Origin of the sequence: Litoreibacter halocynthiae (assembly GCF_004365635.1) — a bacterium.
Lineage (GTDB): Bacteria > Pseudomonadota > Alphaproteobacteria > Rhodobacterales > Rhodobacteraceae > Litoreibacter > Litoreibacter halocynthiae.
In genome coordinates this window covers 354899-379521 of sequence record NZ_SOBH01000001.1, presented here as the reverse complement: position 1 = coordinate 379521, position 24623 = coordinate 354899, and the positions used below count along the sequence as shown (strand labels likewise).

Annotated in this window: 25 protein-coding genes and 1 other RNA gene; 15 read left to right on the top strand and 11 right to left on the bottom strand. The window is 58.9% G+C overall.

All coding sequences use genetic code 11. The annotated features are described in order from the left end of the window. Positions 1-2 precede the first annotated feature (2 nt). From rnpB to BDE40_RS01870, 6 genes are all read right to left on the bottom strand, one after another. Positions 3-379, bottom strand: an RNA gene (gene rnpB / locus BDE40_RS01895) — RNase P RNA component class A. A gap of 12 nt (positions 380-391) precedes the next feature. Next, positions 392-1081: an N-acetylmuramoyl-L-alanine amidase gene (locus tag BDE40_RS01890; RefSeq protein WP_246030329.1), complete on the bottom strand. Its 690-nt coding sequence runs from the start codon at positions 1079-1081 to the stop codon at positions 392-394. A gap of 4 nt (positions 1082-1085) precedes the next feature. After that, entirely contained in the window at positions 1086-1787 is a 702-nt protein-coding gene (locus BDE40_RS01885) for a hypothetical protein (RefSeq protein WP_134012312.1), read from the bottom strand. A 33-nt stretch (positions 1788-1820) separates the two neighbouring features. After that, entirely contained in the window at positions 1821-3308 is a 1488-nt protein-coding gene (gene gatA, locus BDE40_RS01880) for an Asp-tRNA(Asn)/Glu-tRNA(Gln) amidotransferase subunit GatA (RefSeq protein ID WP_134012310.1), read from the bottom strand. After that, a complete protein-coding gene (gatC, locus tag BDE40_RS01875) occupies positions 3308-3595 on the bottom strand; it encodes an Asp-tRNA(Asn)/Glu-tRNA(Gln) amidotransferase subunit GatC (protein WP_134012308.1) in 288 nt (95 codons plus the stop codon). The genes gatA and gatC overlap by 1 nt, the downstream gene beginning before the upstream one ends. Before the next feature lie 160 nt (positions 3596-3755). Next, on the bottom strand, positions 3756-4205 hold the full coding sequence (locus tag BDE40_RS01870; protein ID WP_134012306.1) for a nucleoside deaminase: 450 nt from the start codon (positions 4203-4205) through the stop codon (positions 3756-3758). Positions 4206-4257: 52 nt separating this feature from the next. Between BDE40_RS01870 and BDE40_RS01865 the strand changes: the two genes are divergently transcribed. The 11 genes from BDE40_RS01865 (at position 4258) to BDE40_RS01815 (ending at position 15595) form a co-directional block, all read left to right on the top strand. After that, positions 4258-5046, top strand: coding sequence for a pseudouridine synthase (locus BDE40_RS01865; RefSeq protein WP_134012304.1), 789 nt, complete (start codon positions 4258-4260; stop codon positions 5044-5046). 79 nt (positions 5047-5125) lie between these two features. Further along, the gene (locus tag BDE40_RS01860) at positions 5126-5950 is read left to right on the top strand and encodes a TerC family protein (protein WP_134012302.1); all 825 of its coding nucleotides are present in this window, start codon (positions 5126-5128) and stop codon (positions 5948-5950) included. Between the two features lie 154 nt (positions 5951-6104). Then, positions 6105-6989, top strand: coding sequence for a 5-bromo-4-chloroindolyl phosphate hydrolysis family protein (locus BDE40_RS01855; RefSeq protein WP_134012300.1), 885 nt, complete (start codon positions 6105-6107; stop codon positions 6987-6989). A gap of 3 nt (positions 6990-6992) precedes the next feature. Then, a complete protein-coding gene (locus BDE40_RS01850; protein ID WP_134012298.1) occupies positions 6993-8180 on the top strand; it encodes a toxic anion resistance protein in 1188 nt (395 codons plus the stop codon). Positions 8181-8183: 3 nt separating this feature from the next. Next, the gene (locus BDE40_RS01845; protein WP_134012296.1) at positions 8184-9131 is read left to right on the top strand and encodes a DUF2927 domain-containing protein; all 948 of its coding nucleotides are present in this window, start codon (positions 8184-8186) and stop codon (positions 9129-9131) included. 26 nt (positions 9132-9157) lie between these two features. Then, a complete protein-coding gene (locus BDE40_RS01840; RefSeq protein ID WP_134012294.1) occupies positions 9158-10282 on the top strand; it encodes an SPFH domain-containing protein in 1125 nt (374 codons plus the stop codon). Positions 10283-10367: 85 nt separating this feature from the next. Further along, positions 10368-11477 (top strand): TFIIB-type zinc ribbon-containing protein, encoded by a 1110-nt coding sequence (locus BDE40_RS01835; RefSeq protein ID WP_134012292.1) that lies wholly within the window; start codon positions 10368-10370, stop codon positions 11475-11477. A gap of 15 nt (positions 11478-11492) precedes the next feature. Next, entirely contained in the window at positions 11493-12413 is a 921-nt protein-coding gene (locus BDE40_RS01830) for a carbohydrate kinase family protein (RefSeq protein ID WP_134012290.1), read from the top strand. Further along, positions 12410-12853, top strand: coding sequence for a D-aminoacyl-tRNA deacylase (gene dtd / locus BDE40_RS01825; RefSeq protein WP_134012289.1), 444 nt, complete (start codon positions 12410-12412; stop codon positions 12851-12853). The genes BDE40_RS01830 and dtd overlap by 4 nt, the downstream gene beginning before the upstream one ends. Positions 12854-12911: 58 nt before the next feature. Then, positions 12912-14555, top strand: a complete 1644-nt coding sequence (locus tag BDE40_RS01820) for an AMP-binding protein (RefSeq protein ID WP_134012287.1) — start codon at positions 12912-12914, stop codon at positions 14553-14555. Beyond that, a complete protein-coding gene (locus BDE40_RS01815) occupies positions 14552-15595 on the top strand; it encodes a succinylglutamate desuccinylase/aspartoacylase family protein (protein ID WP_134012285.1) in 1044 nt (347 codons plus the stop codon). Before BDE40_RS01820 ends, BDE40_RS01815 begins: the two co-directional genes overlap by 4 nt. Here the strand turns inward: BDE40_RS01815 and BDE40_RS01810 are convergent. The 4 genes from BDE40_RS01810 to BDE40_RS01795 form a co-directional block, all read right to left on the bottom strand. After that, entirely contained in the window at positions 15592-16206 is a 615-nt protein-coding gene (locus BDE40_RS01810; RefSeq protein ID WP_134012283.1) for an AAA family ATPase, read from the bottom strand. The genes BDE40_RS01815 and BDE40_RS01810 overlap by 4 nt on opposite strands. Then, positions 16203-16979 carry an ATP-binding cassette domain-containing protein gene (locus BDE40_RS01805; RefSeq protein ID WP_021101677.1) on the bottom strand — a complete coding sequence of 259 codons (777 nt, stop codon included), beginning with the start codon at positions 16977-16979 and terminating at the stop codon, positions 16203-16205. The genes BDE40_RS01810 and BDE40_RS01805 overlap by 4 nt, the downstream gene beginning before the upstream one ends. Beyond that, the gene (locus BDE40_RS01800) at positions 16979-18019 is read right to left on the bottom strand and encodes an ABC transporter permease (RefSeq protein ID WP_134012281.1); all 1041 of its coding nucleotides are present in this window, start codon (positions 18017-18019) and stop codon (positions 16979-16981) included. Before BDE40_RS01800 ends, BDE40_RS01805 begins: the two co-directional genes overlap by 1 nt. Before the next feature lie 69 nt (positions 18020-18088). Further along, the gene (locus BDE40_RS01795) at positions 18089-19108 is read right to left on the bottom strand and encodes a sugar ABC transporter substrate-binding protein (RefSeq protein WP_134012279.1); all 1020 of its coding nucleotides are present in this window, start codon (positions 19106-19108) and stop codon (positions 18089-18091) included. Between the two features lie 177 nt (positions 19109-19285). Here BDE40_RS01795 and BDE40_RS01790 point away from each other — a divergent pair, with 177 nt between their 5' ends. From BDE40_RS01790 to BDE40_RS01775, 4 genes are all read left to right on the top strand, one after another. After that, positions 19286-20479 (top strand): ROK family transcriptional regulator, encoded by a 1194-nt coding sequence (locus tag BDE40_RS01790; RefSeq protein WP_134012277.1) that lies wholly within the window; start codon positions 19286-19288, stop codon positions 20477-20479. A gap of 89 nt (positions 20480-20568) precedes the next feature. Next, positions 20569-21336, top strand: coding sequence for a LamB/YcsF family protein (locus BDE40_RS01785; protein ID WP_134012275.1), 768 nt, complete (start codon positions 20569-20571; stop codon positions 21334-21336). A 20-nt stretch (positions 21337-21356) separates the two neighbouring features. After that, positions 21357-21995 carry a 5-oxoprolinase subunit PxpB gene (gene pxpB / locus BDE40_RS01780; RefSeq protein ID WP_246030328.1) on the top strand — a complete coding sequence of 213 codons (639 nt, stop codon included), beginning with the start codon at positions 21357-21359 and terminating at the stop codon, positions 21993-21995. Then, positions 21992-23005: a 5-oxoprolinase subunit C family protein gene (locus tag BDE40_RS01775; protein ID WP_134012271.1), complete on the top strand. Its 1014-nt coding sequence runs from the start codon at positions 21992-21994 to the stop codon at positions 23003-23005. The genes pxpB and BDE40_RS01775 overlap by 4 nt, the downstream gene beginning before the upstream one ends. Before the next feature lie 59 nt (positions 23006-23064). Here the strand turns inward: BDE40_RS01775 and BDE40_RS01770 are convergent, their stop codons facing one another. Further along, positions 23065-24552, bottom strand: coding sequence for an inorganic phosphate transporter (locus BDE40_RS01770; protein ID WP_134012269.1), 1488 nt, complete (start codon positions 24550-24552; stop codon positions 23065-23067). Between the last annotated feature and the right edge of the window lie 71 nt (positions 24553-24623).

Here is a 24623-nt window from a genome sequence, read left to right as displayed (position 1 = left end):
ATATGCGCGGAGGGCCTGTAAGCCGGATTCTGTCCAAGGGGTTGCCCCCTCTGGATGACCATTCATCTTTGGCCACGGTTACCCGCGACCCTCTAGCTGCCAACCCGAACCTGCTGGGGACAAAGCATCCCCGGAGGCAAGCCTCCACGCGGTTCCTATTTGGCATTGCTCCCGGTGGGGCTTGCCGTGCCACCCCTGTTGCCAGCGGCGCGGTGGGCTCTTACCCCACCGTTTCACCCTCACCCCCGCATGCGAGGGCAGTTTCTTTTCTGTGGCGCTTTCCGTCGGATTGCTCCGCCCGGGCGTTACCCGGCACCGTTGCCTTGTGGAGTCCGGACTTTCCTCGAACCCGAAGGCCCGCGGTCATCCGGCCCTCCGCGCAGTGCCTCGCCTACGCGCCCGCTGCCATCCGGTCAATCCCGAACTCGCGCGCCAGCGCTTTTACCATCGCCACGTCGCGCGTTGTGACAGGTCCTTCAGCCGTTGGATTGAACCGAAGCCGGAAGCTTGCCAATACGGTTTCAGGGTCCACATCATCGGGATAGCCGAATGCGATCGCAGCGCTGGTGAACTGGGCCAAGTCGGCATCTGCGGGTTCCAGCGGCGTCGGCCAAATGGCCAAGCCCTGCCGCGCCAGCCGCTGCCAGTCGAACCTGCGGCCCGGGTCAATCTTACGCCCCGGGGCAAAATCCGAATGAGCTATTACACCAGCGGCCGGAATATGCCATCGGGTCATAATTCCGCGTAACAGAAGTTCCAGATTGTCGAACAGCGGTGCCGAGAAGGGTGTAAAGCCCGTGTTTGAGAGCTCGATCCCGATGGATCGGGAGTTCACATCCCCCCGCCCCTGCCACGTTCCGGCCCCCGCGTGCCATGCGCGCGCGCGCTCGTCCACCATATGGACAACCTGACCGTCCTTGCGGATCAGGTAATGCGCCGAAACTTCGTTGTCGGGATTGCACAGCGTTCGACATGCCGCATCGCAGCTTTCCATCGCCGTGTAATGCAGCACGATAAGCTCAGGCGTAGCACCGCCCTTGCGCGCGCCGAAATTGGGCGAGGGTCGCCAGTCCGGCGTCACCAAACTAGCCTTTATTTACAAGGCCGCGGAATTTCGCTGGATTCCATCCGCAGGCGTAGCCGTCGCCGTCAGGATCCACGCCCAACTTGTCTTTCTGCGGGCCACCTGCCTTCAGGAAAGCATCTTGCGCCAACTCGACCGAGCTGAAGCCTGCACACGCTTTGGCAGCTTTGCTCGCGGAGAATACAGAGCGGCGATAAACCTTCTGGCCAACGGGATGGCTGGTTTGCAGGGCAAACTCGACCGGAGTTGGAGCACCACCACCCGGGCGGCTGGGGACGGCCTTCGGCGCAATAACTTGGTATTGCGCGCTTTGGGCCTTGCGGCGCTCGGCGTCGCTTTCAATGCTTTGACGGCTGGAGACTGCCTGAAAGTCCTGCTCGTCAGAAATTGACGGGTTGTTCAAATCCGGAACGGGCGCGTTAGGCGAGGTATTCTGGATGCCCGCGGGCACACTCTCGCCACGAGCTTGCTGGCTAGAAGATCCCCGCACTGCGGCTACCGCGTCGCTAGCCGTTTGCTGTCCCGGTGTCGGCGCGGTTGTTTGCCTGCCGGAGCGCTGAGCGCGAAGCTCCGCGTCGCGCGCCTGCTTTTGCGACCGATAGGTGTCGTAGTCGTCGAAACCGACACCGGCCCCGCTATCAGGCACAGTCGGGCCACACGCCACCAATCCTGCCACGACAAACACTGCATACAAACCACGCATAACAAGCCTCACTTCTCTAAGTTGCTTGGAAGATTACCACCATTTGGCAGGCTTCGCCACAAAACCGGCTGCCCGCTCCAGCGCATAGGCTGTGTTGAGCAAATCGCCCTCTTCCCAAGGACGCCCGATCAGTTGCAACCCCAACGGAAGCCCTTGTTTATCAAGGCCAGCAGGAACTGCGATGCCCGGAAGGCCCGCCAAGTTGACTGTGACTGTAAAGACATCGTTGAGATACATTTGCACCGGATCAGCATTCGCCATCTCGCCTAGGCCGAAAGCCGCCGACGGGGTTGCTGGCGTCAGGATCGCGTCAACGCCTTCGGCGAAGACGTCCTCGAAATCTTTCTTGATCAAAGAGCGCACCTTGCGGGCGCGGTTGTAATAGGCGTCGTAGAAACCGGCGCTCAGCACGTAGGTGCCGATCATCACGCGGCGCTGCACTTCGGGGCCGAAGCCCTCAGCGCGGGTCTTTTCATACATCTCGGTGATGCCGTCGCCATGGCCAATCTTCGCGCGATGGCCAAAGCGCACGCCGTCATAGCGCGCAAGGTTGGACGAGGCTTCTGCCGGAGCCACCACATAGTAAGCTGGCAGGGCGTATTTGGTGTGCGGCAAGGATATGTCGATGATCTCTGCACCCGCGTCTTTCAGCATCGCCGTGCCGTCAGCCCATAGCTGCTCGATCTCGGGCGGCATACCTTCCATCCGGTATTCCTTCGGGATGCCGATCTTCTTGCCGCGAATGTCGCCTGTCAAAGCGGCCTCGAAATCCGGTACAGCCAGTTCGGCACTGGTCGAATCTTTCGGGTCATGCCCCGCCATAGCGCCCAGCATGATCGCCGCGTCACGCACCGATTTGGTCATCGGCCCGGCTTGGTCCAGCGAAGAGGCGAAGGCGACAACGCCCCAGCGCGAGCAGCGTCCGTAGGTCGGTTTCAGGCCCGTGATGCCAACAAAAGCCGCAGGCTGACGGATTGAGCCACCCGTATCCGTTCCGGTCGCAGCCAAACACAAATCGGCCGCAACAGCGGACGCGGAGCCACCGGACGAGCCGCCGGGCGTCAACGGTGCATCGTCATTGCCACGGCGCCACGGGTTGACCACATCGCCATATACGGACATCTCGTTGGACGACCCCATGGCGAATTCGTCCATGTTCAGCTTGCCCAGCATGACAGAGCCCGCATCCCACAATTGCTGTGTGATGGTGCTTTCATACTCCGGCTTAAACCCTTCCAAAATACGTGACGCAGCTTGTGACGGCACGCCCTTGGTGCAGAACAAATCCTTGATACCCAACGGGATACCGCACATATCCGGCGCATCACCCGATTTGATCCGCGTATCAGCAGCTGCGGCTTGCGCGCGGGCAATATCGGGCGTGTTGTGCACAAAGGCGCTCAACGCGCCCGCATCTTCGATAGCGCCCAGACAGGCTTCGGTCAGCTCCATAGAAGTAACATCACCCTTGCGCAGCGCGTCGCGGGCTTCGGCGATACCGAGTTTATTAAGATCAGCCATTATTCCACCACCTTCGGCACTGCAAAAAAGCCTTCCCGCGCGTCGGGTGCATTGGCCAACACAGCCTTTTGCTGACTGCCATCCGTCACCACGTCCTCGCGGCGTTTCAGGCGCTGCGGCGTCACGGAGGTCATAGGCTCGACACCCTCTACATCCACCTCGTTAAGCTGCTCCATGAAGGCAATGATGCCATTCAGCTCGTCGGCGAGCTTTGGCAATTCTTCTTGCGGCACCGCAATACGGGCCAGCTTTGCCACTCGGGCGGCGGTTGCTGTGTCGATGGACATGAAGGTCTCCTTGCCAAACTTGCCCCCGTTTAACGTCGCACTTGGCTGGCTTCAAGCGTCAGAGTCGCGGGGCGAGGGCCGTCATACGAGTGAGCTGATCTAAACTAGATGTGCTGACGAAGTTATTCAGTGGCCTTCTGACCTGCGTTGCAGTCGCGCCTTACCGCCGCGCAGCGAAAAACTCGGTCAACAGCGCCTCGCACGCCTTGGCATCAATGCCGTCATAAATCTCTGGGCTATGGTGGGATTGCGGATGGGAAAACACCTTTGCACCATGGGCCGTGCCACCCGATTTCGGATCGGATGCGCCATAGTAGATGCGCGCGATCCGTGCCGCTGCGATCACACCAGCACACATCGCACAAGGCTCTAGCGTCACATAGAGGTCGCACCCAACCAGCCTCTCCGAGCCTAAATGCGCGCATGCCTCGCGGATTGCCAACATTTCAGCGTGGGCTGACGGGTCGTTCAATTCCCGCGTGCGGTTGCCCGCTTTCGCCAGCACTTCGCCCGTCGCTGACACAATGGCCGCACCCACGGGCACTTCGCCGCGCTCGGCTGCCAGTCGCGCTTCTTCAAGCGCCAAATCCATATGCGAGGTGAATACCATGATCCCCGATACCCCCTTCACAAGCTCCCGCCAAGGGCGTAGGCCCTGCTCTATGAGCAACGAGACACCCAAGGGCGACCGCATCGCCAAAGTTCTGGCCCGCGCGGGCATCGCCTCGCGTCGTGCATCCGAAGCGATGATCGAAGCCGGTCGCGTCACTGTGAATGGCAAGCAGATTCTGTCCCCTGCCCTCAACGTGACCGATGCGGATGAGATTGTTGTTGACGGCAAACCCCTTGCCGCGCCCGAGCCGACACGCCTTTGGCGCTATTACAAACCCATCGGGCTGGTGACCTCCGAATCCGACGAAAAAGGCCGCGACACGGTCTTTGAAGCGTTGAAAGATACCTTGCCGCGCGTCGTCAGCGTCGGGCGTCTCGATATCAATTCCGAAGGACTGCTGCTGCTTACCAATGATGGCGCGATCAAACGCCAGTTGGAGCTGCCGTCTACTGGCTGGTTGCGCAGATACCGCGTTCGCGTGAATGGCACGCCCGAGGACAGCACGCTTGAGCCGCTGCGTCGGGGCGTGGTCTCTGAAGGTGAAAAGTTCCAGCCGATGGAGGTCACACTCGACCGCCAGCAAGGGGCTAACGCCTGGCTTACTGTCGGCATCCGCGAAGGTAAGAACCGTGAAATCCGGCGCGCGATGGGCGAGGTCGGCCTGAAGGTGAACCGCCTGATCCGCGTCAGCTATGGTCCGTTCCGCTTGAACGAGTTGAAGCCGGGGGAAGTCGAAGAGGTCAAAGGCCGCGTCTTGCGCGAGCAGCTTGGTCTGCGCGAAGACAACGAAAAGCCGATGTTGAAGAAAAAGACGCCGCAAAAGCGTCGCCGCCTGTAACGCGCCGAGCCTTGCCCCCTGAGGCATGTGCTGTATTTGATAGCTCCGACACAAAAATAAACTGCGGGGGGCATTATTCATGGCCGACCTTTTCACCATAGAAAACTTCTTCAACCTGCTGATGCTGTGCTTTTTGCAAGCGGTGCTGGGCTTCGACAACTTGCTCTACATCTCGATCGAGAGCCAACGCGCGCCCGTGGCGCATCAGAAGGCGGTGCGGTTCTGGGGCATCATCCTCGCCGTGGTTTTGCGCATCGTCTTGCTGTTTGCGATGGTCGAACTCCTCGGCTCGCTCACAGAACCCTTCTATGTCTTCGCGTGGGAAGGCATCCTGACTGGTGGTGTGAACTTCGCGACCTGTGTTTTCGTCTTCGGCGGGATGTTCATCATGTATACGGCCGTCAAAGAGATCAGCCATATGCTGTCCGTGGAGCATTTGGGCAATGACGTCGAAGCCAAGTCGGGCAAGTCTGCGGTAAAGGTCGTCGGCCTTATCATCTTCATGAATTTGATCTTCAGCTTTGACTCGGTCCTCTCGGCCATTGCAATTACCGAAGTCTTCCCCGTGCTTGCCGCAGCAATCCTGATCTCTGGTCTTGCCATGCTGTTGCTTGCTGACGGCGTGACGGCGTTCCTGCAAAAAAACCGGATGTACGAGGTCTTGGGCCTGTTCATTTTGCTGATCGTCGGCGTTGTCTTGTTAGGCGAGGCAGGCGTCGCAGCGGCGCATGCTACCCATAATGACGATCTGGCGCTGCATGTTTTCGGCTACCCGATCATTCCGATGTCCAAATCCACCTTCTACTTCTCGGTTGTTGTGTTGTTCGTCGTGGAATTCATTCAGTCGGGTTACGCCAAAAAGCTGGCAGCCGAACGTGCCAGCACGCAAACAAGCGGTCACTGAACTTCTGGTAAGTTGCGCGGCAAGTGCCTATGTTTGCCGTGCACGATTTCTCTAGAACGGCCATCGGGGGTGGTATGTCTGCCAGCGCACTTCAAAAAATCGCATATGTGTTGCTCTTGGCACTCGTGGCCATGGCGTCGGCGGGCGCGATCTGATGGCGCAGAAATTCGGCGGGCAGTTTAGTCCGGACGGGACCGGTCCGACCGCGCCCAAAACCTCCCCATTGAGTGGCAAGCAACCTGCCAAGGGACGGACCCGCGCCAATTTGCTATTCCTCGTGGCCTTGCCCATCCTTTTCACCTCCATCGGTGACGGTGCCCGCGACATGGCCGTAGCCATCGGTGCGTTCGCCCTTATGGCGCTTGGGGCTTGGCTGACCCGCGAAGGCATTGACGCGCAAAACGCCTATGAAGCGCGGACCATTGCCCGTCGCCCTGCCATTCCGCGTAAGATTTTTGGCGCGATCGCCCTCGGGTTGGGTGTTGGCGTTGCCACACTTGATACCAGCCTGATGGATGGCGTCCTTTACGGCATCATCGCCGTAATCTTGCATTTGGCATCGTTCGGGCTGGACCCGATGCGGGACAAAGCACTCGAAGGCGTGGACACGTTCCAGACCGACCGCGTCGCGCGTGCCGTCGACGAGGCCGAGCGCCACCTGCGCGCGATGACCGACGCGATCGCAACAGCGGGCGACCGCACCATGATCGCCCGTGTCGAGCAATTCCAAGCCACCGCGCGGTCCTTCTTCCGCACGGTGGAAAACGATCCACGCGACCTGACTACCGCGCGCCGCTATCTGGGCGTGTATTTGCTGGGGGCCAAAGATGCGACGATCAAGTTTTCCAAGCTATACGCCCAAGGCCGCGACCCGTCCGTAAAAGCGGACTACACCTCGCTTCTTGACGACCTTGAGGCAAATTTCACCGCGAAAAATCAGGCGCTTCTGTCGGATAATCGCACCGATCTAGATATTGAAATCGACGTGCTGCGCGACCGTTTGCAGCGCGAAGGCATCCGCCTGAACGAAGGGGAATAACTTATGTCCGATACTGTCCGCCAAAAGGCTGAACAATCCACCCAAGCTCTGGCAGAGCTGACGGCGGTGGTGCTTAAAGAGCCCTCAACCGATCTTGTGCCATTGGCAAAAGCCGAAGCACCTGTTGCCGCCGAAATTCGCCGTCGCATGGACGAGATTGACATGACCGACACGAACTCCATCGTGTCGTTCGGGTCGGGTGCGCAAGCCGGCTTGCAAGAGATCAGCCAATCGATGCTGGCCGACGTGAAGAACAAAGACGTTGGCCCCGCTGGCGGCAGCTTGCGCGACATCGTCACCACCATTCGCGGGTTCTCGATCTCCGAGATGGACATGCGCCGCGAGCGCTCTTGGTGGGAAAAGCTGCTGGGCCGCGCGGCACCTGCTGCAAAATTCATGGCGCGCTATGAAACCGTTCAGGGCCAGATCGACAAGATCACCAACAATTTGCTGTCGCATGAACATACGCTGCTCAAGGACATCAAGTCACTCGACGTGTTGTATGACCGCACTTTGGATTTCTATGACGAACTGGCGCTCTACATTACCGCCGGAGAGGAAAAGATCGCAGAGCTCGACAGCAAAGATATTCCGGCCAAAGAAGCCGCTGTGAAAAAGGCCAAAGAAAACGATCAAGTCATGGTGGCCCAAGAATTGCGCGATTTGCGTGCGGCCCGCGACGATCTGGAACGGCGCGTTCACGATCTGAAGCTGACCCGTCAAGTAACCATGCAATCGCTGCCGTCCATTCGCTTGGTGCAGGAAAACGACAAGTCGCTGGTTACCAAGATCAATTCCACCCTCGTGAACACCGTGCCACTTTGGGAAACTCAACTGGCACAGGCACTGACGATCCAGCGCTCCTCCGAGGCTGCCGCCGCCGTGCGGGACGCGAACGATCTAACCAACGAGCTGCTGACTGCCAACGCCGAAAACCTGCGCACGGCCAACAAGGCGGTTCGTGAGGAAATGGAACGCGGCGTGTTCGATATCGAAGCAGTCAAACAAGCCAACGCGGATCTTATCGGGACCATCGAGGAAAGCCTGCAAATCGCCGACGAAGGCAAGCGCAAACGTGCCGAGGCCGAAGTGGAGTTGCAACGCATGGAAGGGGAGCTTCGCGATACGCTTGCATCCGCCTCCGCACGGGGCACCGCGTCGGGCCACAATATCGGCTCGTCCACAGGCTGATTGATGCGGGCTTCGCTCCATATCGCACTTGCAGGGCTGATGGCGGTGACGCTGTCAGCCTGCGACGCACCTGTGTCCAGCCCGCGCCCGGAGCAGCGCGTGGCCCCTGCCCCGAAGCCAGCCCCCAAACTGGTCGAGCCTTCCGAGCGGTCGAAAGAGTTGTCGGCCTATTATGCCCAAGTCCAACGCAGTTTGCTTTCGCAAGGTTTGCTGCGCACGGATGGCGGCGGCATCGACACGCCGTTCTCCAAGCGCCAATTGGTGAATAACTTCATACAGATCGGGGTTTTCAACGAGTTCACCCTTGTTGACGGGCTCTACACGAACCAGCGGTCGGAAGGCCGCGTTCAAAGGTGGGAAAAGCCGATCAACATCTCGATGCAGTTCGGCCCCGCTGTTCCCCAAAGCATCCGAACCAAAGACCAGCAAACCGTCGCAAATTATGCCCGTCGCCTTTCGAGAGTGTCCGGTGCAAAGGTTGGCGTGACACGCGGCAAAGGCAATTTCCACGTGGCTGTCCTGACCATCGACGAAATCGAAGCGTTCGGCCCTCAACTCATGAAGCTGATCCCCGGATTGGACGCTGGCATTGCGCGGCAGATCACCAGCATGCCGCGCCCCATCTATTGCGCCGTTTATGCCTTCTCGGATGCGGACACGCCTAACAGCTTCCATTCTGCTGTGGCCATCGTGCGCGCCGAGCATCCCGATCTTTTGCGTCAAAGCTGCTATCACGAGGAAATCGCCCAAGGACTGGGCCTTAGCAACGATAGCCCTGCCGCGCGACCTTCCATTTTCAACGATGACGACGAATTCGCGCTGCTGACGCGCCACGACGAAATCTTGCTCCAGATATTGTATGACCAGCGGCTTCCGCTTGGAACATCCCCCGCCCGCGCCCGCCCGATCGTTGAAGTAATCGCGTCGGAGCTGTTGGGCGGTGAAAGCTAACCCGAAGACCAATTAGTGAGGACCACATGGGTATTTTTGATTTTCTGACCGGCGAGTTTATCGACGTCATTCATTGGGTTGATCACACCCGCGATACCATGGTCTCCCGCTTCGAGCGTGAAGGTCACGAGATCAAATATGGCGCAAAGCTGACCGTACGCGAGGGGCAGGCAGCGGTGTTCGTGCATGAAGGCCAGCTGGCCGACGTGTTCACGCCGGGGCTGTATATGCTCGAGACGAACAACATGCCGATCCTCACGACGCTGAACCACTGGGATCACGGCTTCAAATCGCCGTTCAAATCCGAGATATACTTCGTCAACACCACCCGTTTCAACGACCTGAAATGGGGCACCAAAAACCCGATCATGCTGCGCGATCCCGAATTCGGCCCCCTGCGCATCCGCGCCTTCGGCACCTATTCCGTCCGCATCACCGACCCTGCCGTCTTCCTGCGCGAGATCGTCGGCACTGACGGTGAATTCACCATGGACGAGATCAGCTTCCAGATCCGCAACATCATCGTGCAAGAGTTCTCCCGCGCGATTGCATCTTCCGGCATTCCCGCGCTGGACATGGCTGCAAATACTGGTGATCTGGGCAAGCTCATCGCAGCGGCCATCTCGCCGATTGTTGCGCAATACGGCCTGACGATCCCGGAATTCTACATCGAAAACATATCACTACCGCCAGCGGTTGAGGCCGCTTTGGACAAACGCTCCTCCATGGGCATTGCGGGCGATTTGGGCAAGTTCACCCAGTATTCCGCCGCCGAAGCCATGACCGCTGCTGCCTCGAATACGAGTGCCGCCGGCGGTGGCATGGGTGCAGGTATCGGCGCGGGTCTCGGTATGGCGATGGCAGGCCAGATGGGCCATGGCGGGCCTTGGGGTCAAGCGGCACAAGCCGCACCAGCCACCCACGCCGCCCCGCCCCCGCCACCGGTCGAACATGTCTGGCACATCGCAGAAGCTGGCGAGACCAAGGGACCGTATTCCAAGGCGGCCATGGGACGTATGGCAGCGGATGGCGCATTGCAGCGCGAAACACTTGTTTGGACAGCAGGCCAGGACGGATGGATGCCCGCCGAGGATGTGCAGGAACTTGCGCAGCTTTTCACAGTTCTGCCGCCTCCGCCGCCGCAAGCCTGATGATCGATTTGGCGGCGGGACGAACACCCTGCCACCTGATCCATCGCATTGCCATTAACGCTGAACCTGCGGACATACCCACGTCATGAGCGATAACCCACTCGACAAGACAGCTCCGGAAATCGAGCACAGGTTTCCGTGCGACACCTGCGGTTCCGACTTGCGGTTCGATCCGGATGACAACGCGCTCAAGTGCGACCATTGCGGCAATGTGGAGCCCATGCTGGAAGCGGTCCAGTCCAACATCCGCGAATTGGATTTCCAATCGGCAATTCGCGGCACGCTTCAAGATTCCGAACTGGAGGAGACGCGCGTCTCCAGCTGCCCCAACTGCGGGGCGCAGGTCGAGTTTGACCCCGACAGCCATGCTGCAGAGTGCCCGTTTTGTGCCACCCCCGTCGTCACTGACACCGGAACACATCGCCACATCAAGCCTCGTGCCGTACTGCCGTTCGAGATCGCAGAGCGGGACGCGCAACAGGCCATGGTCGATTGGCTGGGCAAGCGTTGGTTTGCTCCGAACGGTTTGCAGGAATACGCCAAGAAGGGCCGCAAGCTTAGCGGTATCTACGTGCCATTCTGGACGTATGACGCGGACACCAAGACCAGCTACACCGGTCAGCGTGGCAAAATTTATTATGAAACCCGCACCGTGATGCGCGATGGCAAACGCCACCAGCAGCGCGTCGCCAAAACACATTGGTCTGCAGTTGGTGGGCGCGTGGCGCGGTTCTTTGACGATGTGTTGGTTCTGGCCTCGACCTCTCTGCCAAAAAGCTACACCGACGCGTTGGCGCCTTGGAAGCTGTCCCAGCTTGCCCCTTACACGCCCGAATATCTCGCCGGATTTCGGGCCGAGGGCTACACCGTCGACCTGGAAACCGGGTTTCTGGAGGCACGCGCCAAGATGGACGCGATGATTACCCGCGACATCCGCTTCGACATCGGTGGCGACAAGCAGCGCATCACCTCGGCCAACACCACCGTCAAGGACGTGACCTTCAAGCATATTTTGCTGCCCGTCTGGATGGCCGCCTACAAGTATCGCGGCAAGACGTATCGCTTTGTCGTCAACGGTCAGACTGGTACTGTAAAAGGCGAACGCCCATACTCTTCCGCCAAAATTGCGATTGCGGTCATCATTGGCTTGCTGGTGGCTTTGGCTGTTGGGTATGGAATGGCCCTGAACCAATAACCCAAGGTGGCAATAATGATCCTGTGCTGCGGCGAAGCCCTTATCGACATGTTGCCCCGCGTCTCCCAAGAGGGAGAGCTGGCTTTCGCCCCCTATGCGGGCGGTGCTGTCTACAATACCTCCATCGCCTTGGGACGTCTGGGCGCTGCCCCTGGGTTCTTCTGTGGTCTGTCTACCGACTTGTTTGGCGAGATGCTGGAAACCAAGTTAAGTGAGGCAGGCGTTTCCTCAGATCTGGCGTTCCGGTCCGCGCGACCGACGACACTGGCCTTCGTGCGCCTAACCGATGGCCACGCCACCTATACCTTTTACGACGAGAACAGCGCCTTGCGGGTGATGACCGAGGCCGATTTGCCGGTCTTGCCCGCTGACATCACGGCCCTGTTCTTCGGTGGCATCTCGTTGGTCGGGGAGCCGTGCGGTTCCGCCTACGAGGCGCTGATGGCCCGCGAGGCTCCGTCCCGTGTGACCATGATCGACCCGAATATCCGCCCGTCCTTCATTACCGACCGAGACGCCTATGTCACGCGCATCAAATCGATGATGGCGATTTCGGATGTCGTAAAGCTAAGCGACGAAGATCTGCACTGGCTGGAAGGCGAAGGCGATCTGGACAGCCTCGCTGCCGATCTTATCGCACGCGGCACCAAGGTTGTTTTGATCACCCAAGGCTCCGAAGGCTCGATTGGCTACACGCCTGAACACCGCGTTGCTGTTCCCGCACTTAAAGTTGACGTTGTCGACACGGTTGGCGCGGGCGACACTTTCAACGCGGGCTTTCTTGCAGGGCTACAGCAAGAAGGCGCATTGGATAAAGCAACGCTCGCCGCCTTGCCTGCGGACACGCTTCGTACGGCAATGGCCATGGGCAGCAAAACTGCCGCAATTACGGTGTCGCGCGCGGGCGCAAACCCGCCTTGGGCGTATGAGTTGTGAGGGCGCTCGTCCAACGGGTTTCGCGCGCGTCGGTTTCCGTTGACGGCGAACAGGTCGGGGCGTGTGGCGCAGGCCTGTTGATTTTAATCTGTGCAATGGCAGACGACGCACCTGATCAGACCGCTAAGCTGGCCTCCAAAATATCCAAACTGCGAATCTTCAAGGATGATGCCGGCAAGATGAACCGATCCTTGGTGGACATCGGAGGCTCCGCGCTTGTCGTCAGCCAGTTCACATTGGCAGCGGACACGCGCAGTGGGAACCGCCCGGGCTTTTCGGCCGCTGCCCGCCCGGACGAAGGGCGCGCACTTTACGAGAAGTTTGCAAAAGATTTAGCGGCCTGTGGTGTCGCGGTAGAAACTGGTGAATTTGGCGCAGACATGGCGGTCAGCTTGGTAAATGACGGTCCCGTCACGATCTGGCTGGATGACGCGCAATAGGCCCATTGGCGGCGCGCGATCTAGCGCGTAGGTTCTCAATATCAGGGAGGACAACACCATGACCAACAGGCGCCCTATCGGTGGGCTTTCGCATGTTTCCGGCGTAGCCGATACGCCGCTGCTTGATCTGACTATTCCGGCCCTGCTTGCCCGAACCGCCAAGCGCTTGCCTGACCACGAAGCTTGTATCTTTCCCAAGCAAAACATCCGCTGGACCTATGCGGAGTTTGCCCAGCAGGTGGACCGTCTTGCGGCGGGTTTTCTCGATCTCGGCCTTGGCAAGGGTGACCGCGTCGGCATCTGGTCGCCGAACCGTGTCGAGTGGTTACTGACACAGTTTGCCACTGCGCGCATCGGAGCCATTCTGGTATGCATCAATCCGGCCTACCGCCAGTCAGAGCTTTCCTATGCGCTGGACAAAGTCGGCTGCTCGGCTCTTGTCACCGCCCAAAATTTCAAATCGTCGGACTACATTGCAATGATCCGCGCGGTCGATCCAAAGCCGGACACTCTGCGCCACCTCATTGCCATGGGGGACGCGCCGGACGGGTTTCTGGCGTTCGACGACATCTTGTCCGATGATACCGAACGGCTCGACGCGATTTCGGCAACGCTCGCCCCCCATGACACGATTAATATTCAGTACACCTCGGGCACGACGGGGCACCCGAAGGGCACCTGCCTGACGCACCACAACATCGTGAACAACGCCTATTTCACCACCGCCACCATGGCCTTCACCAAGGCTGACCGGCTTTGCATTCCGGTACCGTTCTACCATTGCTTCGGCATGGTGATGGGCACGCTTGGCTGTGTGGCCCATGGGGCAACCATGGTGATCCCCGGTGAGGGGTTCGAGCCGCGCGATACGTTGCAAGCCGTGCATGACGAGAAGTGCACAGCACTTTTCGGCGTACCCACCATGTTCGTCAACGAGATGGCTTTGCCGGAATTTGACACGTTTGACCTGAGCCACCTGCGGACGGGGATCATGGCGGGCGCGCCCTGTCCGCGCGAGATTATGAAAAAGGTGCAACGCGACATGCACATGACCGGTGTGACCATCGCTTACGGAATGACGGAGACCTCGCCCGTATCGTTCCAGTCCGGCCTTGATGATCCGCTGGACAAGCGCGTCGGCACCGTGGGGCGCATCCATCCTCATGTGGAAGTAAAGATCGTGGACGAGAACGGGCAAACAGTGAAAGTCGGAACGCAGGGCGAGTTGCTGACACGCGGGTATTCGGTGATGCAGGGATACTGGGGCGAAGACGCACAGACCTCCAGCGTCATTCGCGACGGCTGGATGCATACCGGCGATCTGGCAACCATGGATGATGAGGGCTACGTGATGATTACTGGGCGGGTCAAAGACATGATCTGCCGTGGTGGAGAAAACATCTATCCACGCGAAATAGAGGAGTTCCTGTTCACCCACCCCGACGTGTCTCAAGTGCAGGTGTTCGGCATCCCCGATGACACCTATGGCGAGGTGGTCTGCGCGTGGCTCGTATTGCGTGACGGAGCCCAAACGACCCACGATGACATTCGCGCCTTTTGCAAAGGCCAGATTGCCCACTACAAGTTGCCGACCCATATTCGATTCAAGGACGAGCTTCCAATGACGGTCACAGGTAAACCCCAAAAATTCATCATGCGGGATGCCATGGTGGCAGATCTCGGCAAGGCTTCTGCCCCATGACGAAAAGAGACGCTTTTGAAATTGGTGGTGTCTCTATCGACGCTGGAACCCGCAAGACGGTGAACCTGCCGATATCGACCTTGTCGGATCATACACCCGTCACCATGTCCGTGCATGTGATCCACGGGAAAAGGCAGGGACCGACGATGTTTGTGTCGGCGGGCATTCATGGCGACGAGGTGATTGGCGTCGAAATCTTGCGCCGCCTTTTACGCACAAAATCACTGGGTTCCCTGCGGGGTACCTTGCTGGTGGTTCCGATTGTGAACGCTTTCGGCTTCCACAACCATTCGCGGTATCTACCGGACCGACGCGATTTGAACCGCTGTTTTCCCGGCACGCCCACCGGATCATTGGCGTCACGCCTTGCGCATGACTTCATGAGACATGTTGTCGAGCGGTGTAGTTTTGGCATTGATCTGCACTCTGCCGCCATTCACCGCACCAACCTGCCGCAAATCAGGGTCTCCGGTACCTCCCGCAAGAAAATGGAACTCGCTGACGCGTTCGGAGCACCAGTTATCCTGACCTCCGCGCTGCGCGACGGGTCACTGCGTGCAGCGGCGCGGGATCGCGGAATTGACGTGCTGCTTTATGAGGCCGGCGAAGGTCTGCGATTTGACGAGATGTATGTGCGGGCCGGTGTCGCGGGTATCCTGCGGGTGATGGCCACGCGCGAGATGTTGCCGCGTAAGGCGGTGACCCCGGCCAAGGCCAACTCCATTCTGTGCAAGTCATCGAAGTGGGTGCGAGCACCCGCAGGCGGACTTTTACGTGCGTTCAAAAGCGAAGGGGATGTGGTCGAAGATGGAGAGTTGCTTGCGGCGGTCTCTGACCCGTTCGGCGAAAACGAAGTGGAGTTGTTCGCATCCTTCGACGGGATCATCATCGGTCGCGCGGTGATGCCTATCGTGAATGAAGGCGACGCGATTTATCACATCGCGGAGGTCGTCTCCAATGCCCGTGCGGAAACCGCCGTAGAGGATTTGTCCGTGCAATTGGAAGAAGACCCGTTGTTCGATGAAGACGAGATTATCTAGGCATCGTTAACGATATGCGTGGCGTTGACCGCGCTTTGCATCACCACCTGTGCGTTGGGCAGGTCGTTCAATTCAGCTTTCGTTAACGCTTCCGCTTCTGAATAGCCGTGGTCGCGCCAGCGTTGCAGCAGACGCTCGCGCAGCATTTCGGGCGGCACATCAAGGAAAATGCCGACGTCCCAAAGCTTGTGCAGCTGGTTCCACGGGGCGCTGTCCAATAGCAGATAGTTGCCCTCCACGATCACCGTTTTGCAGTCGGCTTTTACCTCGCCGCCATCCGGCACTACGCAATCGCGGATGCGGTCGAACGTCGGGTAGGACACCGTGGCAGGTTCTCGCAGCGCTTTGACGAGGTCCACGAACCCCAGCGCGTCGAAGGTTTGTGGCGCACCCTTGCGACCCAACAGGCCACGTTCCGACAATACATCATTGTCGAGGTGAAAGCCGTCCATCGGCACCACTGCAGCGTCTGGCAGGATGTCCGCCAGTTGCTCGGCCAGTGTCGACTTGCCACTGGCAGGAGGGCCAGCGACCGCAATCAGGTGGCGGCGCGATTTTGTGGGCAGGCCGTTTATCAGTGTCAGAACCTCCGGCGGAACAGAGTGTGTCACGCGGCCTCCGTTTGTGCAGGAGCCTCCTTCGCGCCGGTCATGAAGGCCACCGCGTCGGACATGGTGTAGTCTTTGGGGTTGATCACACAAAGACGTTTGCCAAGGCGGTGGACATGGATACGGTCCGCGACCTCGAAGACATGCGGCATATTGTGGCTGATCAGGATGATCGGGATGCCGCGCGACTTCACGTCCTGAATAAGTTCCAACACCTTGCGGCTTTCCTTCACGCCCAAGGCGGCGGTCGGCTCGTCAAGAATGATGACCTTGGAGCCGAAAGCCGCAGCACGGGCCACGGCGACGCCTTGGCGCTGGCCACCTGACAGGGTTTCGACCGCTTGGTTGATGTTTTGAATCGTCATCAGCCCAAGCTCGGTCAGCTTCTCGCGAGCAAGACGCTCCATCTTCGCGCGGTCGAGCTGGCGGAGCCATTTGCCCATGAAACCCGGTTTGCGTAACTCGCGCCCCATGAACATATTGTCGGCAATCGACAAGGCAGGAGACATGGCGAGGGTCTGGTAGACCGTCTCGATCCCCGCCTCGCGCGCTTGGATGGGGGAGGTGAAGTGGATTTTCTGGCCTTCCAAGAAAACCTCTCCCTCGTCCGGCACAACCGCGCCGGAGACCGCCTTGATCAGCGAGGATTTGCCCGCGCCGTTATCGCCGATCACCGCCAGAATTTCGCCCGGCATCAGGTCGAAGTCGCAGTGGTCGAGTGCGGTGACCTTGCCATAGCGTTTGACGAGGCCGCGTCCTTTGAGAATAGGTTCCATTACGCTGCCACCTTTCTGATCCATTGGTCCACGGCCACAGCCGCAATGATGAGCACGCCAATCAGCAGATAGGTCCACTGCGCGTCGGCGCCCATGAGGCGCAGGCCGAGGGTGAAGACCCCCACAATCAACGCGCCGAAGAACGTGCCGAGGATGGAGCCACGCCCGCCAAAGAGCGAGATACCCCCAATCACCACGGCGGTGATCGATTCGATGTTGAGAAGCTGGCCAGAGGTTGGCGAGACCGACCCGATGCGCCCGATCAAAGCCCAGCCAGCGAAGGCGCAGATCAGCCCCGCGACGGCGTAAACGGAAATGATCGTGCCTTTGACGTTCACGCCGGATAGTTCGGCCGCTTCCGCGTCGTCACCTACAGCGTAGACATGGCGCCCCCAAGCGGTGTGACGCAGCACATAGGCCAGAACGAGAACCAGCAGCACCATGAACAGCACGCCCACGGTGAAGACAGCGCCGCCGACACTGAACTTCGCGCCCAGCAATTGCAGCATCGCGGCGTTTTCCGCGATCTCCTGAGACCGAATGGTCTCGTTGGCGGAATAGAGGAAGTTGGCGGCCAACACGATTTGCCACATGCCCAGCGTCACGATGAAAGGCGGCAGTTTCATGGCCGCGATCAGCCAACCGTTCACAGCACCAATGGCAGTGCCGAAAAGCAGGCCGCAGATGATGGAGACCTCGACCGGCAGGCCGTATCGGAAGGTAAACTGTCCCATTACCACGGAAGAGATCACCGCGATGGCCCCGACGCTCAGGTCGATACCCGCGGTCAGGATCACCAGCGACTGCGCTGCGGCGACGATGCCGACGATCTGCACCTGCTGAAGGATCAGCGTCAGCGCGAAGGGCGAGAAGAACTTGGAGCCGAGCAAAAGCCCGAAGACCACGATTGACGCCACAAGGACGATCAGCGGCACCAAGGCCGGATTGACGTGTAGCCAGTGCTGGACGGTGCCCAGAAAGCCCCGGTTGGGTTGCACGAATTTGGCGACCCCGTCATCTGCTGTGTCTGCGCTCGACATCGTTCCCTCCCGTTGAAGACGAAGGGGCGGGATGACCCGCCCCCCTGTTTTAGCTTAGCCGTTCGGACGTTAACCCCAGCATAGCTCCATGCCTTTGGCGACGTCGATGCTTTCGACACCTTCGGCAGGCTTATCGGTGACCAGTGACACGCCTGTGTCGAAGAAGTCCTTACCGGGGGTCAGTGCTGGCTTGGTGCCATCCTTGGCCCAAGCGGCAATCGCCTCGACGCCCTTGGACGCCATCAGCAGCGGATATTGCTGCGAGGTAGCACCGATCACGCCGTCCTTGACGTTCTGCACTCCGGGGCAACCGCCATCGACCGACACGATCAGCACGTCGTTTTCACGACCAAACGCTTTTAGCGCTTCATATGCACCTGCGGCGGCAGGTTCGTTGATCGTATAGACCACGTTAACTTCAGGGTCTTTCGCCAAGAGATTTTCCATCGCCTTGCGGCCACCCTCTTCATTGCCTGCGGTCACGTCATTGCCGACGATACGTGGGTCGGTTTCGTCGCCCCATTTGTTCGGGTCGCCCAGATCAATGCCGAAGCCTTGCAGGAACCCTTGGTCGCGCAGCACGCCAACAGTGGGCTGAGATACTCCCAGATCAAGCATGGCGATTTTGGCGTTTGCAGCGTCATCACCGAGTGTCGCAGCAGCCCATTTGCCAATCAATTCACCAGCAAGGAAATTATCAGTTGCGAATGTCGCGTCTGCGGCATCAATCGGGGAAAGAGGGGTGTCGAGCGCGATCACGACGAGGCCGGCATCACGGGCTTGCTTCACTGACGACACGATGGAGGATGTGTCGGATGCGGTCAGCAGGATGCCCTTGGCACCGTCGGCGATGCAGGTCTCGATGGCTGCAACCTGCGTTTCGTGATCCCCATCGACCTTACCGGCGAAGGACTTCAGCGTCATGCCAAGTTCTGCTGCTTTGGCTTCAGCGCCTTCCTTCATCTTGACGAAGAACGGGTTGGTGTCGGTTTTGGTGATCAGGCAAGCAGTGACCGCGTGGCCGTCTGCAAATGCCGCACCGGACAGAGTGGTCAGCGCAACAGCCGAGGTAGCGAGTAGTTTTTTCATGGTGTCCTCCCAGACATGTTGTGATCCGTCATACGGATCAGAACCCCGCCCTACCGGCGGAACTGACGCTAAGGAAACTCGATTCGCATTCTAGGGTCAATAAATAAATAAACTTGATTTATTAATTTAGCATGCGATGTTTTCTAATGAGATCGTAGAGGATAGGGTCCCACGCAAATGGACGGGTCCAAAATCAGATCGCTCAGCGGCGGCGCAAACCAAAGCGGTTTGCGCAACCACAATGAACGCCTTTTGCTGTCAATGTTGCAGCGTGGCGGAGCTATGCCCGGAAGTGATCTGGCAAGGATTGCGGGGCTATCACCGCAAACAGTTTCTGTCATTCTGCGAAAGCTGGAAAAGGACGGATTGCTCGCCCGCGGCGCACCTGTGCGCGGGAAGGTTGGCAAGCCCTCAGTTCCGATGACACTGGCCCCTGACGGGGTGTTCTCCCTTGGTGTAAACATCGGTCGACGCAGCGCCAAAGTTGTTCTGATGGACTTCACCGGCGTCATTCGCGCAGATGTGTCGACGACTTTCTCATATCCCCTGCCCGCAGAAATATTTGCGTTTATCCGCAGCGGACTGGACGAGATGACATCGACCCTCACCCCTGATCTTCAACAACGACTATGCGGTATCGGCATCGCCGCCCCGTTCGAATTGTGGAACTGGCACGAGATGGTCGGCGCGTCCGCGGAGGAATTTGCGCTGTGGAAAGGGGTGAGCTTTCAAGATGAAATCGCCTTGTTCAGTGATCTTCCCGTGCATGTCGTTAACGACGCGACCGCCGCCTGTCGTGCGGAACATGTCTACGGGCGCGGCAAAGAGTTTCGCGACTATGCCTACTTCTTTGTTGCTGCATTCGTCGGGGGCGGTATCGTTTTGAACCACTCCGTTTTCGAAGGTCATCAGGGAAATGCTGGCGCTTTGGGATCTTTGCGCAGTGTCGGGCCGAACGGCGAAAGCCGCCAACTCATCGACATCGCCTCGATCCATCTGCTCGAAGCACGTTTGTCTGAAGTGGGTCTGGACCCCAGCGGGCTTTGGGAAAGCGACGACTGGTCGCCTTACGCCCGCTATGTCGAGCCTTGGATTCGGCAAACGGCGCAAGAGCTTGCCAAGGCCGCCCTGTCCACCTGCGCGGTAATTGATTTTGAAGCGATCATGATCGACGGAGGGTTGCCACAGGACGTCAAGGAAACGCTTGTGGCCCGAACACGACGCTATCTGTTGAACCAAGATACACGCGGGCTGATTACTCCGCAGGTCGAAGCCGGAACCATTGGCAGACAAGCCCGCGAGCTTGGGGCCGCGTGCAGCCCTATTTTCTCGCAGTACCTTCTCAACACCAACTCCGGTCTGACATTGTAACTTCTCCATTGTTTTGATCAGTTGCCGCTTACATCGCACGCTAAACGGTCTATCCTGCGAAGAAATTCAGACAACAGTAGGAGCACCTCATGTCTCGCAGCATCGACCTGAACTCCGATCTTGGAGAGAGTTTCGGCCCGTGGACCATGGGCGACGACGCCGCCATGCTGTCAATCGTATCGAGCGCCAATATCGCGTGTGGCGGTCACGCAAGCGACCCCGAGACGATGTACGAAACGCTGTGCCTTGCCCGTGACAACGGCGTCACTGTCGGCGCGCATCCCGGCTATAATGATCGCGAAGGGTTCGGGCGCCGGATCATTCCGATGCCCACAGTCGAGATCGGCCGCATGGTTGCGGCGCAGATCGGCGCGTTGCAGGCACTCGCCAAGATGGCAGGTACCAAGGTCACCTATGTGAAACCTCATGGCGCGCTTGGCAATCTTGCTGCGGCGGATCGCGGCGTGGCGGATGCGATTGTGAGCGCAGTGGCTCAGATTGATCCAGAGCTCTCCATCCTTGCGATTTCCGGCATGCAGCTGGAGCAAGCCGCGCGCAGTGCTAAGATGGAAGTGTATTCTGAAATATTCGCTGACAGGGGGTATCTGTCCAACGGCCAGCTCGTCCCGCGCGGGCAAGACGGGGCGATGATCCACGATCCGGATGAGGCCGCGGAGCGTCTGATTGCTTTTCTCGAGACAGGATTAATGCCCGTCATTGATGGTGATCCAATCGCCCTCGACGCGCAGTCTATCTGCGTTCATGGCGATAGTGCCGGTGCTGTTGCCATGGCCGGTGCAATTCGCAAACGCCTCTCTGCGGCGGGCATCACGATTTCCGGCTTCGCACAAGGATGAACGCGCCGCAGTTCAAACCGGTGGCTGACCATGCCATCTTGGTAGATTTCGCCTCTGAAATAAGCGACGACGTTAATCGTATGGTCATCGCGCTGGATCACGCGATCACCACGGCACAAATCAAGGGACTGCAAGAGGTTGTCCCCGCGTTGGTGAACCTCCTTGTGGTTTTTGACCCACTGGAAACCGATCACGTTCAGGTCGAGAAGGATGTTCGTTCCCTACTCCCCGTGGCACCCGCCAGCGATGCGCAGGCCACGCATCACACGCTCGACATATGCTACGAGGCTGACTTTTCACCCGACCTTGCAGCCGTCGCCAAAGCCTGTGGCATGAGCGAAGACGCCGTCATTCAGGCCCATAGCTCCGCGCGTTACCGCGTTGGCATGTACGGGTTTGCACCGGGATACGCGTATCTGGCTGGCGTGCCTGAGGCGATCCAGGTTCCCCGCAAAACCGCTCCTGTGCGTGACATCCCCGCCGGCAGCGTGATGATCGCCGGACCGCAATGCCTTGCGACCACCATCGTCATGCCAACCGGCTGGTCAATCATCGGCCACACGCCCGCAAAGATCATGACCGGCAATCCGGACCGCCCGTTTCTGTTCGACGTTGGGGACACCGTTTCGTTCAACCGCGTCCGACGCGAGGCCCTATGATTAGCGCGCTCCTACGAGTCATTCATGCAGGCCCCTTGGTCTCCATCCAAGATGGCGGGCGCGACGGGCATATGCGGTTCGGGGTGTCTGCTTCAGGACCGATGGACCGCACCAGCTTTGCCATTGCGAATACCGCGCTTGGCCAGCCCGAGGGCGCGACCGGACTAGAGGTATCGCTTGGCGGGCTGGTTCTAGAATGCAAACAAGGTGCGGTAAGTATTGCTGTCGCCGGTGGCGGGTTTTCCGTCGATTGCGCCGGCGTCAAAACGACCGCTTGGACAGTGCAGACGTTACACGAGGGCGAAAAGCTTACAATCAGAGGTGGCGCGTGGGGGAGTTGGACTTACCTCACCTTTGCAGGCGATCTGAAGGCGAGCAAATGGCTTGGGCACACGGCGACACATTCAATGTCGGGGTTTGGCGGCGGCGCGCTGCGATCCGGTCAAGACATCGAGATTGAAGATGCCCAAATCCGCAACGATCGCACGGGCGACATCCCCTGCCCCGCCTTTGCCCAACCCGATGGGCAGGCGCGCGTTGTGGTCGGACCGCAGGACCAACACTTTGCACCGTCTTCGGTCGCAACATTTCTGAACACCCCCTATAAGCTCACCGATGCATTTGACCGTATGGGCGTACGTCTTAATGGCCCTCAACTAAAGCTTAACGAAGCCCTTTCCATCCCGTCAGAGCCAATCCTGCGCGGCTCTGTGCAGGTGGCGGGTGATGGCGTTCCCACAGTGCTGCTTGCGGATCACCAGACGACAGGCGGCTATCCGAAGATTGCGACCGTCATCTCGTCCGACCTCGATCGGTTGTCTCAAATGCGGGCACATGACAGCGTTGCATTTACCGCGGTCAGCCCTGAAGACGCGATCTCCATCGTGCGTGCAGAGGCCCGTCAAAGACGCGCCTATCTCGATGAGCTTGCCAAACCCCGTCCAAGCCTGAACGAACGGCTTCTGCGCGAAAACCTAATTGGCGGTGTGATCAGCGGCGCTGAGGACTAGTCACAAAAAAAGGCGCGGGATTTGAAGCCCGCGCCCTTTGAAACTCATCGGCAATACGATCAAATCATGATCGTGTAGATGCCCAAGAAAATAATCGCCGACAGGATCGCTGCGGCGGGAACCGTGATGATCCAAGCCGCGATAATGGTCATGAAGTGCGACCGGCGAACCAATTTGCGGCGTCGACGTTCTTCCGTCGCCATGGCAGGACGGTCAGGCATAGCGAGCCGTGCCTTCTTGATGCGCCGCTCGGCATCCCATTCGCGGAAGAAGCCCACGCCAAACACGCCGCCAACAGCGATATGGGTCGAGCTCACCGGAAGGCCCAGCCAGCTGGCCACAATCACGGTGATCGCAGCAGACAACGCCACGCAATAGGCCCGCATCGGGTTCAGCTTGGTGATTTGGCTGCCCACCATGCGGATCAGTTTGGGGCCGAATAGAAACAACCCGAACGAGATACCAAAAGCACCGATCACCATGACCCAGATCGGGATACTGATCGCATGGGTGAAATCACCGGACTGCGACGCCTGCACAATCGCGGCCAAGGGACCAACCGCATTGGCCACATCGTTCGCACCATGCGCAAAGCTCAACAATGCAGCCGATACAACCAAGGGAATGCCGAACAGAACTTTCAGCGACTTGTTGCGGTTTTCCAGCCCTTCGGACTGCTTGCGAATTGTAGGGATCATGATGGCCCATGTCGCGACACCAATCGCGGCACCGATCAGCAACGCGGTAGACATGTCGATCTTTATGATCTTCTTGATGCCTTTGAGCGCCAGATACGCAGCGAAGGCCCCGGCCATGATACCGACCAGAATCGGCACCCATTTGCGGGCTGCCGCGATTTTATCGTCCTGATAGATGATGCGCGATTTGATTAGCCATAAAAAACCAGCGGCCACGAGGCCACCCAGAACTGGTGAGATAACCCAGCTGGCGGCGATAGCACCCATCGTTGACCAGCTCACGGCGGCAAGTCCTGCCGAGGCAATACCTGCCCCCATAACCCCGCCAACAACCGAGTGGGTCGTCGACACAGGCGCGCCCACCCATGTCGCGAGGTTCACCCAAAGTGCCGCCGACAATAACGCGGCGAGCATCGCCCACATAAACGTCTGCGCGTCGCCCATACTTTCAGGCGCGATGATGCCTTTCGCAATAGTTGAAACAACGTCACCGCCTGCCAGCAAGGCTCCTGCGCTCTCGAAGACCACGGCGATGGCAATGGCCCCGCCCATGGTCAACGCATTCGCGCCAACCGCAGGACCCATATTGTTGGCCACATCATTGGCCCCAATATTCAGAGCCATATAGGCCCCGAAACACGCAGCGATAACGACGATAAGCGAGTCGTTGGCTTGATCAAAGATCATCGCCGCAGCCAAGCCGGCCAGCACAATGAACACGAAGGCGATACTTGGCCCCACGATAGGCCTGGAGACGTAACTGGTCGCCATCTCAAGGTTGGAATAGCGCGCCAGGTCCCGATCCAGCGTTTCAAGATGGCGCGGATCGCCCTGTTGTTGGTCTGACATGAATCGTCCCCTGAATTTGTCGGGGGAGTAGTCTCTCAAAGCGGTTCTAAAATCAACCGCTCGAATGACCG